Below are 13,869 nucleotides of genomic sequence, written 5' to 3' on the forward strand. Positions count from 1 at the left end.
TGAGTAGACGAAGAAAGTGTCCGGCCAGCCTGCATGGCATAAGTCTTGCGCCGCTTTCTATTCCGCCCAGGTTTGCAGGAGGCACGCCGTGTCGATCCATGTCGCATTGCATCACGTCACGCATTACCGCTACGACCGTGCCGTCGAGCTCGGCCCGCAGATCGTTCGCCTGCGCCCCGCGCCTCATAGCCGTACGCGGATTCTTTCCTATGCGCTGAAGGTTTCGCCTGAGCAGCACTTCATCAACTGGCAGCAGGATCCCCAGGGCAATTACCTGGCGCGCCTGGTGTTCCCCGAGAAAACCGAAGAGCTGCGGATCGAGGTCGATCTGCTGGCGGAAATGGCGGTGTTCAATCCGTTCGACTTTTTCCTCGAACCCTACGCCGAAAAGATTCCGTTCGCCTACGGGGCGGATGAGAAACACGAGCTGATGCCGTACCTGGAGACGTTGCCGCTCACCCCGAAATTCAAGGCTTACCTGGATGGCATCGACCGCACGCCGTTGGCGACGGTGGATTTCCTGGTGGCGCTCAACCAGCGCCTGCACGACGACATCAGCTATCTGATCCGCATGGAGCCCGGTGTCCAGACCCCGGAACACACGCTGGAACAGGCGTCCGGTTCCTGCCGCGACTCGGCCTGGCTGCTGGTGCAACTGTTACGTCACCTGGGCCTGGCCGCGCGGTTCGTCTCCGGCTACCTGATCCAATTGACCGCCGATGTGAAAAGCCTCGACGGCCCGTCCGGTACCGAAGTGGATTTCACCGACCTGCACGCCTGGTGCGAGGTCTACCTGCCTGGCGCCGGTTGGATCGGCCTGGATGCGACGTCCGGCCTGTTTGCCGGCGAAGGGCATATTCCGCTGGCTTGCAGCCCCGATCCTTCATCGGCGGCGCCGATCACCGGCCTGGTAGAGCCTTGCGAGTGCGAATTCAGCCATGAAATGTCCGTGGAGCGGGTCTGGGAAGCGCCGCGGGTGACCAAGCCCTACACCGAAGAGCAATGGCTGGCGATCCAGGCGTTGGGCCGGCAAATCGACGCTGACCTGCTGCAAGGCGATGTGCGGCTGACCATGGGCGGCGAGCCGACCTTCGTTTCCATCGATGACCCGGACGGCGCCGAGTGGAACACCGCGGCGCTCGGCCCGGACAAGCGCCGACTCTCCGCCGAGCTGTTCCAGCGCCTGCGCAAGCACTACGCGCCCCAGGGGCTGGTGCACTTCGGCCAGGGCAAGTGGTACCCCGGCGAACAACTACCGCGCTGGTCCCTCAACTGCTACTGGCGACGTGACGGCGTGCCGATCTGGCACAACAGTGCCTTGATCGCGGACGAACAACGAGACTACGGCGCCGATGGCGAGATGGCCGGGCGTTTTCTGACCAGCGTCGCTGAGCGTTTGAACATTCCCCCGCGCTTCGTGTTTCCGGCCTACGAAGACAACTTCTATTACCTCTGGCGCGAAGGCGCGTTGCCCTCGAATGTCAGCGCCCAGGACCCACGCCTGGACGATGCCATGGAGCGGGCGCGCTTGCGCAAGGTCTTCAGCCAGGGCCTGAACAAAGTCATCGGCCAGGTCCTGCCACTGGCCCGTACCGCCAAGGGCGATCAATGGCAGAGCGGTCGCTGGTATCTGCGGGACAACCACTGCCGGTTGGTGCCGGGGGATTCGCCCCTGGGCTATCGCTTGCCGCTGGCGTCCCAGCCGTGGGTGACGGCAGCCGAATATCCATTCATCCACCCCACCGATCCGAACCAGGATTTACCCGGGTTGCCCGACGCCGAACAACTGGCCCGTCACGGCGAGGCGTTGGTCGAAGAGGATCGCGTACCGGAAATCGACGTGTCCGCCGACTGGCTGACCCGCACCGCCTTCTGCGCTGAGGCCCGCGAGGGGCGGCTGTATCTGTTCATGCCGCCCCTGGAACGCGTCGAAGATTACCTTGAACTGGTCAGCGCCATCGAGGCCACCGCCGAGGAGCTGCAATGCCCGGTGTTGTTGGAAGGCTATGAGCCGCCGAGCGATCCACGCCTGGGCAACTTTCGCATCACGCCCGATCCGGGGGTGATTGAAGTGAATGTGCAACCTTCGGCGTCTTGGGATGAATTGGTCGAGCGCACCGAATTCCTCTACGAGCAGGCCCGGCAAACCCGGCTGACTACCGAGAAGTTCATGATCGACGGCCGGCACACCGGCACGGGCGGCGGTAACCATTTCGTCCTCGGCGGTGCGACACCGGCTGACTCACCGTTTCTGCGTCGCCCCGATCTGCTGCGCAGCCTGATCAGCTACTGGCATAACCATCCGTCGCTGTCCTACCTGTTTTCCGGATTGTTCATCGGCCCGACGTCCCAGGCACCCCGGGTGGACGAAGCGCGTAACGATGCGCTGTACGAACTGGAAATCGCCTTTGCGCAAATGCCGGAGCCCGGCGAGGAATGCCCGCCCTGGCTGGTCGACCGGTTGTTGCGCAACCTGCTGATCGACGTGACCGGCAACACCCACCGCGCTGAATTCTGCATCGACAAGCTGTATTCGCCGGACGGCGCGACAGGGCGTCTTGGCCTGCTGGAACTGCGTGCCTTTGAAATGCCTCCCCACGCCCGCATGAGCCTGGCTCAGCAATTACTGTTGCGAGCGCTGGTGGCGCGGTTCTGGCGCGACCCCTATGCGCCGGCCAAACTGGCGCGTTGGGGCACCGAACTGCATGACCGGTTCCTGTTGCCCCACTTCATTGAACAGGACTTCGCCGACGTCATCGAAGAACTGAACGCCGCCGGTTACCCGCTGCGGGCTGAGTGGTTCGCCGCGCATATGGAGTTCCGCTTTCCGAAAGTGGGCGACTATGCGGCAGGCGGTATCGAGTTGCAGTTGCGCCAGGCCCTGGAACCCTGGCATGTACTGGGCGAGGAGGGCTCAGTCGGTGGCACCGTGCGTTATGTGGATTCATCCCTGGAGCGCTTGCAGGTCAAGCTCAATGGCCTGGCCCCGCAACGGTATCTGCTGACGTGCAACGGTGTGCCGGTGCCGTTGCAACCCACTGGCCGGGTCGGGGAATTCGTCGCCGGGGTACGTTTCCGTGCCTGGCAGCCGGCCAGTTGCCTGCAGCCCACCATTGCGGTCCACGCGCCGCTGGTTTTCGATCTGCTCGACACCTGGATGCAGCGTTCCGTGGGCGGCTGTCAGTACCATGTGGCTCACCCGGGCGGGCGCAATTATGAGAGCCTGCCGGTGAACGCCAATGAGGCGGAGAGCCGGCGGATGGCGCGGTTCTTCCGTCTGGGGCATACACCTGGAAAACTGCCGATACCCAGTCTGGCGGTGGATGACGAGTTTCCTCTGACGCTCGATCTGCGGCGTTTTTCAGGGGTGAAAAACATGTAATCACATCCTGTGGCGAGGGGATTTATCCCCGCTGGGCCCGCGTAGCGGCCCCCAAAATAAGACAATGGGTTATTTCGGGGTGATTGATGCGTTTGGTATGGGGCTGCTATGCAGCCCAGCGGGGCCACATCAGGTTGCAGTCTGCACAGATTGTATCTATTCGCGCATCATGCCCTTGCGCTAGTCTCACCTTTCACTGCCGCCTGCCGAGCTTTCCATGCCTGACCTGCTTGACCGTTACCCGCTGACAACGGGCACTTATCACGAATTGCTGGACGACCATGGTGCGGTGCGTCCGCACTGGCGGCGGCTGTTCGACCAGTTGCAGCGCAGCACGCCGGCCCAACTGATGCAGCGTCAGGCGTTGCTGGCGCGGCAGATCCAGGAAAACGGCGTCACCTATAACGTCTATGCCGATCCGAAGGGCGCCGACCGGCCATGGGAGCTGGACCTGCTGCCCCATGTCATCGATGCGCAGGAATGGAAGCAGCTGTCGGCCGGTATTGCCCAACGTGCACGGTTGCTCAACGCGGTGCTGGCTGACCTCTACGGGCCGCAACGGTTGATCAGCGAAGGCCTGCTGCCGGCGGAACTGGTGTTCGGGCACAACAACTTCCTCTGGCCTTGCCAGGGCATCAGCCCTCCGGAAGGGATTTTCCTGCATTTGTATGCCGTGGACCTGGCGCGCACGCCCGATGGGCGCTGGTGGGTCACGGCGGATCGGACCCAGGCACCCTCCGGGGCCGGTTATGCGCTGGAAAACCGCATGATCGTCTCCCGCGCCTTTCCCGATCTGTACCGCGACTTGAAGGTCCAGCATCTGTCCGGTTTCTTCCGCACCTTACAGGAAACCCTTGCCCGCCAAGCCCCCAGCGAGGGTGAGCCGCCCCTGGTGGTGCTGTTGACGCCGGGGCGCTTCAACGAAAGCTATTTCGAACACCTGTACCTGGCGCGCCAGCTTGGCTATCCGCTGGTAGAGGGGGGCGACCTGACCGTTCGCGACGCCACGGTCTACCTCAAGACCCTCAGCGGGTTGCGTCGGGTCCATGCGATCATGCGTCGGCTCGACGATGACTTTTGCGATCCGCTGGAGTTGCGTACCGATTCGGCCCTGGGTGTGCCGGGGCTGCTCGAGGCGGTACGCCAGGGGCGGGTGCTGGTGGGCAACGCCTTGGGTAGCGGCGTGCTGGAATCGCCAGGCCTGTTGGGGTTCCTGCCGAAGATCTGCCAGTTCCTGTTCGGCGAAGACCTGCTGCTGCCTTCCATCGCCACTTGGTGGTGCGGCGAGCCGCCGGTGCTGGCCCAGGCCCTGGAAAAGCTGCCTCAGCTGTTGATCAGGCCGGCCTTCCCTTCCCAGAGCTTCAAGCCGGCGTTCGGCCGTGACCTGAGCGAGGAGCAGCGCGACCGTCTGGCGGCGCGGATCCAGGCACGGCCTTACGCCTACGTGGCTCAGGAGTTGGCGCAGTTGTCCCAGGCCCCGGTCTGGCAGGCCGAGGACGGCCTGTTGCAGCCGCGGGCCATCGGCATGCGTGTGTACGCGGTGTCCGGTAAGGACGATTATCGGGTGCTGCCGGGCGGCTTGACCCGCGTGGCGGCCGAGGCCGATGCCGAAGTGGTGTCGATGCAACGTGGCGGCGCGAGCAAGGACACTTGGGTGCTGGGAGAGCTGGCGCCTGGCAGCGAACAGTGGAAGGCCCAGCGCACCGTGGGCGTTCATGACCTGGTTCGACGGGATCCGTACCTGCCGTCCCGGGTGGTGGAGAACCTGTTCTGGTTTGGTCGTTATTGCGAACGTTGCGATGACAGTGCGCGGCTGCTGCGGATCATGCTGGCGCGTTATGTCGATGGCGATGATCCGCAGGCATTGCAATCGGCGGTGTCCCTGGGTGAGAGCCTGATGCTGCTGCCCGAAGAGGGCGAACTGCCTGAGCGTCTGCTGGCGGCATTGCTGGGCGACGATTGGTCGTTCAGCCTGCGCTCCAACCTGCAGCGCCTGCAGTGGGCGGCCTCGCAGGTGCGTGGCAAGTTGTCCCGGGAGAACTGGCAGGCGCTGGTGGAGTTGCAGCGCGAGGCCCTGGAGCTGGAAACCGGCGAAGCGGATTTCGGCGAGCTGCTGGATTTCCTCAACCGATTGGTGATGTCTCTGGCGGCGCTTTCCGGATTCGCCCTGGACGACATGACCCGCGACGAGGGCTGGCGCTTCCTGATGATCGGTCGGCGCCTGGAACGCCTGCAGTTTCTCAGCAGCAGCCTGGCCGCGTTCCTGCGGGGGGAGGCGGTGTTCGATCAGGCCGGGCTGGAATGGCTGCTGGAGCTGGGTAACAGCAGCATCACCTACCGCTCGCGTTACCTGGCGGTCGCCCAGTTGATCCCGGTGCTCGACCTGTTGCTGCTGGACGAGCAGAACCCCCATGCAGTGCTCTTCCAGTTGAAACTGGTGGCCCGTACCCTCAAGCGCCTGAACGATGACTTTGGCGCGCCGAGGGAAACCGCGTTGCCGGAGTTGGTGACGCGCCTGTCGCGCTTTGACCTGCGATGCCTGGAAAATCCGTTGTTCGGCGAAGCCAGCCTGCGCGCCGCGCTCGATGGCCTGGCCGACCTGTTGCAGGAAGTGGCCGATGTCAGCGGCCAGGTGTCGGATCGCCTGGCCCTGCGTCATTTTGCCCACGTCGATGACGTCAGCCAACGCACGGTGTCCGTATGATGAGCGCCCGCTACCAGATTCTCCACGACACCCATTACCACTATGACAGCCCGGTATCCCTGGCCCAGCAGCTTGCCCACCTGTGGCCGCGGCCCTGTGAGTGGCAGCGTTGCACCGACCAGCAGTTGGTGATCAGCCCCGAGCCGACGACCCGTCGGGATGAGCTGGATGTCTTCGGTAATCCACTGACCCGCCTGGCTTTCGAACGGCCCCATGATGAGTTGCTGGTCAATGCCCGCCTGAGTATCGAAGTGCTGGCTCGCCCTGAACCTGATTTCAACCTGTCGCCAGCCTGGGAGTCGACCTGCCAGGCGCTGACCTACAGCAGCCGGCCGCTGTCCGAGGCATTGCTGGACGCGTGTCGCTACCGTTTCGAGTCTCCTTATGTGCACCTCAAGCGCAGCTTCGTCGAATTTTCCGAAAGCTGCTTTGCGCCGGGGCGCCCATTGATGTGGTGTGTCCGGGCGCTGATGGAGAAGATTTTCGACGAGTTTACGTTCGATGCCGAGGCGACGCAGGTGGCGACGCCGTTGGTGGAGGTGCTGGAACGGCGGCGGGGCGTATGCCAGGACTTTGCCCATCTGATGCTGGCCTGCATACGTTCCCGTGGGCTGGCGGCGCGTTACGTCAGCGGTTACCTGCTGACCCAGCCACCGCCCGGCCAGCCCCGGTTGATTGGCGCCGATGCGTCCCACGCCTGGATCTCGGTGTTCTGTCCGGCACTGGGCTGGGTGGATTTCGACCCGACCAACAACGTACAGCCAGCCCTGGAGCACATCACCCTGGCCTGGGGCCGGGATTTTTCCGATGTGTCGCCGTTACGCGGGGTGATCCTGGGGGGCGGTAATCACGATCCCGAGGTTCGGGTGACCGTGATGCCGCTGGAATGATTCAGGGTTTGCTCTGAGGGACGGCTGTGGGTTCATAGGCGCTGTGTTTCATTGGAGGGTGATATGTTCCCGGTTTCCATCAAAGGCGTGCTGCAATCCCCCGAAGGCCTGGTCGTGCTCATGCTCAACGAGCGGGACGAGTGGGAATTGCCCGGCGGACGAATCGAATTGGGCGAAACGGCAGCGCAATGCCTGGCCCGGGAAATCACCGAGGAACTCGCGGTGGAGGTGAGCGTGGGGGAGCCGCTGGATTCCTACCTGTTCGAAGTCATCCCTGGCAAACATGTGTTCATATCCACTTACCGCTGCCAGTTGGTGGGCGGCTTCGTGCCGACGGTGAGCCATGAACACAAGGAGATCGGGCTCTTCGAGCCAGGCCGCTTACCGGCCAAGCTGCCGGAAGGTTATCGCGCCTCGATTGCCAAGGCCCTGCAAGCGTGAGGGCCCAGAGCCCTCACGCCGCTTCTCATGGGGCTTTTTGCTCGGCCCATTTGGGCTGTACCGAGGGTTGCCATTCATCCAGCGCATCGAGCAGGTCATGGGCTGACGCGCTTACTTGCAGCATGTCGCGATGGGCTGCGCGGACAAAACCTTCGTCGACGATATGGTCGAGGAAACCGGTGAGTTTGCTGTAGAAACCATTCACTTCCAGCAGGCCCAGCGGTTTGCCGTGGTAGCCGAGCTGGCCCCAGGTCCAGACTTCGAACAATTCTTCCAGGGTGCCGAGGCCACCGGGCAGGGCGATGAAGGCGTCGCTGAGTTCGGCCATGCGCGCCTTGCGGGCATGCATGCCGTCCACCACTTCCAGGCGGGTCAGGCCGCTATGGCCGATCTCCTTGTCTTTCAGGCTTTGCGGAATGATGCCGATGACTTCGCCCCCGGCCGCCAGGGCCGCGTCGGCAACGATGCCCATCAGGCCGACGGCGCCGCCGCCATAGACCAGGGTGAGCTTGCGTTCGGCCAATGCTCGTCCCAGCGCTTGCGCCGCTTCACGGTAAGCGGGGTTGGCGCCGATGCTGGCGCCGCAAAATACACACACAGACGCGATGGCCATGCTTTTCTCCAGAGTCGGTAACCGCTGCAGAGTAAAGCCTGGCCGCTGTCGTGTGCAAAGGGCGCGCAGGCATCAGACCTCTCGCGCAGGTTTTTCGTAGGTACCGCTGGCGCCGCAGGCGTAGGCGGCGAGCAGGCTGCACAACAGGCTGTTGAGGTTCATGACTGGCACTCCATTGGGTTGATGGGGCCGATCATAGGCGGACCTTGTGCCTCTGGCCGGTTGATTGTGTCCATCAGGCTGATAGCCTTAAGTTGTATACACTTTTTGATTCAGGTCATAGGAACTTGTCTGAAATTAGGGCAGTCTTCCCCTTTGAAGGGATTTTCTAACCATGCCTTGGAGATTCATGATGTTTGCCAAACTTGTAGCAGTATCCCTGTTGACACTGGCTAGCAGCCAACTGATGGCAGCGGAGTGCAAGACCACCATCGACTCGACCGATCAGATGACCTTCAGTACCAAGGCCATCGAGATCGATAAGAGCTGCAAGACTTTTACCGTTGAGCTGACTCATTCGGGCACCTCGCAGAAGAGCGTCATGGGCCATAACTGGGTGCTGAGCAAAGAGGCTGACATGCAGCCGATCGCGACCGATGGCCTGACCGCTGGTATCGACAAGAACTACCTGAAGGAAGGTGATGAGCGCGTCATTGCCCACACCAAAATCATCGGTGCTGGTGAGAAAGACTCGGTGACCTTTGACGTGTCGAAGCTCAATGCCGCTGAGAAGTACGGCTTCTTCTGCTCGTTCCCGGGCCATATCTCGATGATGAAAGGCACCGTGACCCTGAAGTAATCTTCAGGCATAAAAAGCGCCCGTTGCAAGGGCGCTTTTTTGTGTCCGGCAAATCACCGAGTCATCGTTCTTCGCGAGCAAGCCCGCTCCCACACTGGTGTTTGACGCAGATCCTTTGTGGGAGCGGGCTTGCTCGCGAAGACGTCAGTCCAGCCGCCTTAGAATCAAGGGGCGTACGGCAACACTCGCTTGTGCTCGGTCTTGCGATAGGTCTCGCAGATGATCCGGGCGGCTTCTTCGCGAATGGTCTGGCCGTGCAAGAAGGCATCGATTTCCCCATAGGTCACCCCATGAGCGGCTTCGTCGGGCTTGCCCGGGGACAGGTCCTCGAGGTCGGCGGTGGGGACTTTTTCCACCAGCGATTCCGGGGCTCCGAAGTCGCGGGCGATGGCCCGGACCTGATTTTTCACCAGGCCGCTCAGGGGCGCCAGGTCACAGGCGCCGTCACCGAACTTGGTGAAGAAACCCATCACGGCTTCAGCTGCGTGGTCGGTACCGACCACCAGGCCTTGCTCGGCACCGGCGATGGCATATTGCGCCACCATGCGCATCCGCGCCTTGGAGTTGCCCAGCACGAAATCCCGCGCGCCTGGCGTCTTGCCTTCGAATGCCAGGACTTCCTTGGCCAAGGCCTTGACCGCCGGGCCGATGTTGACGGTGTGGCGTTCGTCCGGTGTGATGAAGTCCACGCAGGCCTGTGCTTCGTGCTCATCGAACTGGGTTTCGTACGGCAGGCGCACGGCGATGAACTTGTAGGCCGGGTTACCGGTTTTCTCCCGCAACTCGCGCATGGCGCGCTGGGCCAGCAGGCCGGCCGTCAACGAATCGACTCCGCCACTGATCCCCAGCACCAGGCTCTTGAGCCCGGAGTTGACGAGACAGTCCTGGATGAAGCTGACCCGGCGAGCGATTTCGGCCTTGAGAGCGGCGTCATCGGCAAACGGTGGCTGGACCTTGAGCTGTTCAGCAATCTCACGCTGTACGGCTTGCATGAATTCACTCCTTGCTTGATATGTCAGAAAGGGCGGCAGGTACTTGGAAAACATGTCGCATGTAGGCGACGAAATTCGGATCCTTGCAGTGGGTCTTGCCGGGCTCGTCTGAAATCTTGGCGACGGGCTGCCCGTCACAGCTGATCATTTTAAGCACGATGCTCATGGGTTCGACGCCCGGGATGTCGCAGGTCAGGTTGGTGCCAATACCGAAGCTGACATTAATGCGACCACGCAATGCACGGAAAATCTCCAGGCATTTGGGCAAGGTCAGACTGTCGGAGAACACCAGGGTCTTGCTCATCGGATCGATCCCCAGCTTGTGATAGTGGGCGATGGCTTTCTCGGCCCAGGCCACCGGGTCACCCGAATCATGGCGCAGACCATCGAACAGCTTGGCGAAGAACAGATCGAAGTCGGTCAGGAAGGCATCCATGGTGATGCAGTCGGTCAGCGCGATCCCCAGCAGGCCGCGGTACTCGCGCACCCAGCAGTCGAGGGCGGCGATCTGGCTGTCGATCAGCCGCGGGCCCAGTTGCTGATGGGCCATGATCCACTCATGGGCCATGGTGCCCAAGGGTTTCATGTCCAGCTCCCGGGACAGGTGCACATTGCTGGTGCCGACGAAGCGCCCGGGGAAATCGTGCTTGAGCACGTTTACCACTTCTTCCTGGGTGCGGTAGGAAAACCGCCGACGGGTACCGAAGTCCGCCACTTGCAAGTCGGACAATTCCTCGCGGCTGGCGTTGGCGGTCAGCCAGTCGAACTTGCGATACAACTGCTCCCGTGCCTGCTCCAGGATGACCTCACGGTAGCGATAGCGATTGCGCACTTCGCTGACGATGGCCAGCAGCGGCACTTCGAACAGGATCACATGCAGCCACGGCCCGCGCAGGCGGATGAACAGCTCGCCATTTTCGATGCCGGTGTACACGTAGCGCAGGTTGAAACGAAACAGGCCCAAAAAGCGCAGGAAATCCGGTTTCAGGAAGCTGATGCGCTCCAGGAAACCCAGCTGATCGGCGCTCAGGTTGAGCTCGGCCAGGCGCTCGATCTGGAAGCGGATCTCCGCCAGATAGGGGCGCAGGTCTTCGCTGTTGCGGCAACGAAACTCCCATTCGACTTCGACGTTGGGGTAGTTGTGCAGGACCGCCTGCATCATCGTCAACTTGTAGAAGTCGGTGTCGAGCAGGTTCTGCACGATGCGATCGGCAAACACACTCTCGCTCATGAGGGATATCTCCAGACAGTTCGCTGCAGCGGGCAGCGTCGGACAGCGGTTTGTGGTGCTAGTGGCGCATACCCCTTGGGGTGATTGCCAGTGTTTTTTGGTCGCAGCGTTCCTGATGGCAGGAGTTTTACCTGTGACAAGAGCATTCTTCTGTGGCGGTAGCTCTTACTGTGGTGCATCAGGATTAGCCATCTGCTCCAACATCCACTCCACAAACAGTTTCACCTTGGGCACCTCTGCCGCGTGTTCAGGATAAGCCATGTAATAGGCATTGGTACTGGGCATGGCGTGCTGCCACGCAATGACCAGTTTGCCATCTGCCAGTTCTTCTTCCACCAGGAAACGCGGCAACAGGGCGACGCCGCAGCCGACCTGGGCGGCACGGATGCACATGTAGAACGTTTCGAAGCGAGGTCCGTGGTAGCTGTGTTCGGTATGCAAACCCTGGTCGGCGAACCAGTCATGCCATGCCTGGGGGCGTGATGCGTTCTGCAACAGCACCAGGTCGGCCAGTTGCGTCGGGTCGGTAAAGGGGGTCTCCGGCAGGCAGCCCGGCGCGCAGACCGGCACCAATTCTTCGCCGAACAGTTCCAGGGATTCGGTGCCAGGCCGAGAGCCCTGGCCGAAGTAGAACGCCATGTCGCTGCGCCCTTGCAGCAAGTCGTCAGGCTCCTGTTCGCTGCACAGGTCCAGATGGATCTTCGGATGCCGCAGGCGCCAGCCTTTGAGGCGCGGCACCAGCCAGCGTGCACCGAAGGTCGGTGGGGTAGAGACGCGCAGGACTTCGGTGTCGCCACCGTAGGAGCGCAGGTAGTGGGTGGACATTTCGACCTGGGAGAGGATTTTCCGGACTTCACCCAGGTATAAGTCGCCGGCCGGCGTCAACTGCAAGCGCCGACGCACGCGGCGGAACAGCAAGTGCTGCAACAGCTCCTCGAGCTGCGCGACCTGCTTGCTGACGGCGCTCTGGGTCAGGTGCAACTCTTCGGCCGCACGGGTGAAGCTCAGGTGGCGGGTCACCGCTTCGAAACATTGCAGTGCCGTAATCGATGGTAAATAGCGTTTATTGAGCATCCTGAGGCCTATTTGCGGTGACTCGTCATATCCGTTCATGGGGCAGCATGAATAAACGGAATGATATCTCGCTTAAAGGTCGTTTGTTGGCAAGACTCGGGCCAGCTACAACTACAGTCCTGATCAGCCGTGTTCGTCCGGCTGCCGATTTTCGTCTTTCGCTTGAGGAATTGACCATGGTTGCTGCATTGCTTGATCGTCTGGGTGTCGACCCGGCCCTGTACCAGAACGGCACACAGCCGGTGCACTCGCCCATCGACGGCAGTCGTATCGGCGCGGTGAACTGGGAAGGCGCCGCCGAAGTCGAGCAGCAGGTCAGCCGCGCCCAGCGTGCCTTCGATCTGTGGCGCCAGGTCCCGGCCCCGCGTCGCGGCGAGCTGGTGCGTCAGTTTGGCGACCTGCTGCGTGAATACAAGGCCGATCTCGGCGAGCTGGTGTCGTGGGAAGCCGGCAAGATTACCCAGGAAGGTCTGGGTGAAGTGCAGGAGATGATCGACATCTGCGATTTCGCCGTCGGCCTGTCCCGTCAACTGTACGGCCTGACCATTGCCTCCGAGCGTCCGGGCCACCATATGCGTGAAACCTGGCACCCGCTGGGCGTGGTCGGGGTGATCAGTGCGTTCAACTTCCCTGTCGCGGTCTGGGCCTGGAACACCGCGCTGGCCCTGGTGTGCGGCGATTCGGTGATCTGGAAGCCTTCGGAAAAGACCCCGCTCACCGCCCTGGCGTGCCAGGCGCTGTTCGAGCGGGCGTTGAAGAATTTCGGCGACGCGCCTGAGTATCTGTGCCAAGTGATCATCGGCGGTCGCGATGCCGGTGAAGCCTTGGTGGATGACCCGCGCGTAGCGTTGATCAGCGCCACCGGCAGCACCCGCATGGGCCGGGAAGTGGCGCCGAAAGTCGCCGCGCGCTTTGCCCGCAGCATCCTCGAACTGGGTGGCAACAACGCGATGATCCTGGCGCCGAGTGCCGACCTGGACATGGCCGTGCGCGCCATCCTGTTCAGCGCCGTCGGTACCGCTGGCCAGCGTTGCACCACCCTGCGCCGCCTGATCGCCCATGAGTCGGTGAAAGAAGAAATCGTCACTCGTCTCAAGGCTGCCTATTCGAAAGTACGCATCGGTCATCCGCTGGAAGGCAACCTGGTAGGGCCGTTGATCGACAAGCACAGCTTCGACAACATGCAGGACGCCCTCGAACAGGCCTTGAGCGAAGGCGGTCGCGTATTCGGCGGCCAGCGTCAGCTCGAAGACCAGTTCCCGAATGCCTACTACGTGTCGCCGGCCATCGTCGAGATGCCGGAGCAGAGCGACGTGGTCCGCCACGAGACCTTCGCACCGATCCTGTATGTGGTCGGCTACAAGGACTTCGCAGAAGCCCTGCACCTGAACAACGCCGTGCCGCAAGGCCTGTCTTCCTGCATCTTCACCACCGATGTGCGTGAGGCCGAGCAGTTCATGTCTGCGGTGGGCAGTGACTGCGGCATCGCCAACGTCAACATCGGCCCGAGCGGCGCGGAAATCGGCGGCGCTTTCGGTGGCGAAAAAGAAACCGGCGGCGGACGCGAATCCGGCTCCGACTCGTGGCGCGCCTACATGCGTCGCCAGACCAACACCGTGAACTACTCACTGGAGTTGCCGTTGGCCCAGGGGATTACCTTTGATTAAGCAGCTTCAAGCCACAAGCTCCAAGCTGCAAGCGATCCCTGCTTGCAGCTTGAGGCTTGAAGCTTGCAGCTGCTCC

General features: G+C 62.1%; 10 protein-coding genes. 6 read left to right on the forward strand and 4 right to left on the reverse strand.

Going from position 1 to position 13,869, the window contains the following annotated elements; all coding sequences use genetic code 11:
* Positions 1-88 precede the first annotated feature (88 nt).
* The 4 genes from FBY02_RS13855 to FBY02_RS13870 all read left to right on the forward strand — a co-directional run bounded on the left by FBY02_RS13855 (position 89) and on the right by FBY02_RS13870 (position 7,417).
* Positions 89-3,382, forward strand: coding sequence for a DUF2126 domain-containing protein (locus tag FBY02_RS13855; RefSeq protein WP_144928427.1), 3,294 nt, complete (start codon positions 89-91; stop codon positions 3,380-3,382).
* Positions 3,383-3,599: 217 nt separating this feature from the next.
* Positions 3,600-6,086 (forward strand): circularly permuted type 2 ATP-grasp protein, encoded by a 2,487-nt coding sequence (locus FBY02_RS13860; RefSeq protein WP_144928429.1) that lies wholly within the window; start codon positions 3,600-3,602, stop codon positions 6,084-6,086.
* Complete coding sequence (locus tag FBY02_RS13865; protein ID WP_144928431.1) at positions 6,086-6,976, forward strand: transglutaminase family protein; 891 nt, start codon at positions 6,086-6,088, stop codon at positions 6,974-6,976. The genes FBY02_RS13860 and FBY02_RS13865 overlap by 1 nt, the downstream gene beginning before the upstream one ends.
* 63 nt (positions 6,977-7,039) lie before the next feature.
* Positions 7,040-7,417, forward strand: a complete 378-nt coding sequence (locus tag FBY02_RS13870) for an NUDIX domain-containing protein (RefSeq protein WP_144928434.1) — start codon at positions 7,040-7,042, stop codon at positions 7,415-7,417.
* A gap of 25 nt (positions 7,418-7,442) precedes the next feature.
* Here FBY02_RS13870 and FBY02_RS13875 read toward each other — a convergent pair whose 3' ends face one another.
* A complete protein-coding gene (locus tag FBY02_RS13875) occupies positions 7,443-8,030 on the reverse strand; it encodes a TIGR00730 family Rossman fold protein (RefSeq protein ID WP_144928435.1) in 588 nt (195 codons plus the stop codon).
* Positions 8,031-8,382: 352 nt separating this feature from the next.
* Between FBY02_RS13875 and azu the strand changes: the two genes are divergently transcribed.
* Complete coding sequence (azu, locus tag FBY02_RS13880) at positions 8,383-8,829, forward strand: azurin (RefSeq protein WP_144928567.1); 447 nt, start codon at positions 8,383-8,385, stop codon at positions 8,827-8,829.
* A gap of 164 nt (positions 8,830-8,993) precedes the next feature.
* On the opposite strand, the gene nadE is transcribed toward azu, so the two are convergent.
* From nadE to FBY02_RS13895, 3 genes are all read right to left on the reverse strand, one after another.
* On the reverse strand, positions 8,994-9,821 hold the full coding sequence (nadE, locus tag FBY02_RS13885; RefSeq protein ID WP_144928438.1) for an ammonia-dependent NAD(+) synthetase: 828 nt from the start codon (positions 9,819-9,821) through the stop codon (positions 8,994-8,996).
* 4 nt (positions 9,822-9,825) lie between these two features.
* Positions 9,826-11,052, reverse strand: coding sequence for a nicotinate phosphoribosyltransferase (pncB, locus tag FBY02_RS13890; RefSeq protein WP_144928440.1), 1,227 nt, complete (start codon positions 11,050-11,052; stop codon positions 9,826-9,828).
* Positions 11,053-11,217: 165 nt separating this feature from the next.
* Entirely contained in the window at positions 11,218-12,126 is a 909-nt protein-coding gene (locus tag FBY02_RS13895) for a LysR family transcriptional regulator (protein ID WP_144928442.1), read from the reverse strand.
* A 176-nt stretch (positions 12,127-12,302) separates the two neighbouring features.
* Between FBY02_RS13895 and FBY02_RS13900 the strand changes: the two genes are divergently transcribed.
* Positions 12,303-13,793, forward strand: a complete 1,491-nt coding sequence (locus tag FBY02_RS13900; RefSeq protein ID WP_144928444.1) for an aldehyde dehydrogenase family protein — start codon at positions 12,303-12,305, stop codon at positions 13,791-13,793.
* The last annotated feature ends 76 nt before the right edge of the window (positions 13,794-13,869 follow it).

Origin of the sequence: Pseudomonas sp. SJZ078 (assembly GCF_007828255.1) — a bacterium.
Lineage (GTDB): Bacteria > Pseudomonadota > Gammaproteobacteria > Pseudomonadales > Pseudomonadaceae > Aquipseudomonas.

Excerpts from the sequence above, each read along its gene's own strand:
- FBY02_RS13860 (WP_144928429.1), top strand. The coding sequence starts at position 3,600 with ATGCCTGACCTGCTTGACCGTTACCCGCTGACAACGGGCACTTATCAC.
- FBY02_RS13865 (WP_144928431.1), top strand. The coding sequence starts at position 6,086 with ATGAGCGCCCGCTACCAGATTCTCCACGACACCCATTACCACTATGAC.
- FBY02_RS13870 (WP_144928434.1), top strand. The coding sequence starts at position 7,040 with ATGTTCCCGGTTTCCATCAAAGGCGTGCTGCAATCCCCCGAAGGCCTG.
- FBY02_RS13875 (WP_144928435.1), bottom strand. The coding sequence starts at position 8,030 with ATGGCCATCGCGTCTGTGTGTGTATTTTGCGGCGCCAGCATCGGCGCC.
- azu (WP_144928567.1), top strand. The coding sequence starts at position 8,383 with ATGTTTGCCAAACTTGTAGCAGTATCCCTGTTGACACTGGCTAGCAGC.
- nadE (WP_144928438.1), bottom strand. The coding sequence starts at position 9,821 with ATGCAAGCCGTACAGCGTGAGATTGCTGAACAGCTCAAGGTCCAGCCA.
- pncB (WP_144928440.1), bottom strand. The coding sequence starts at position 11,052 with ATGAGCGAGAGTGTGTTTGCCGATCGCATCGTGCAGAACCTGCTCGAC.
- FBY02_RS13895 (WP_144928442.1), bottom strand. The coding sequence starts at position 12,126 with ATGCTCAATAAACGCTATTTACCATCGATTACGGCACTGCAATGTTTC.
- FBY02_RS13900 (WP_144928444.1), top strand. The coding sequence starts at position 12,303 with ATGGTTGCTGCATTGCTTGATCGTCTGGGTGTCGACCCGGCCCTGTAC.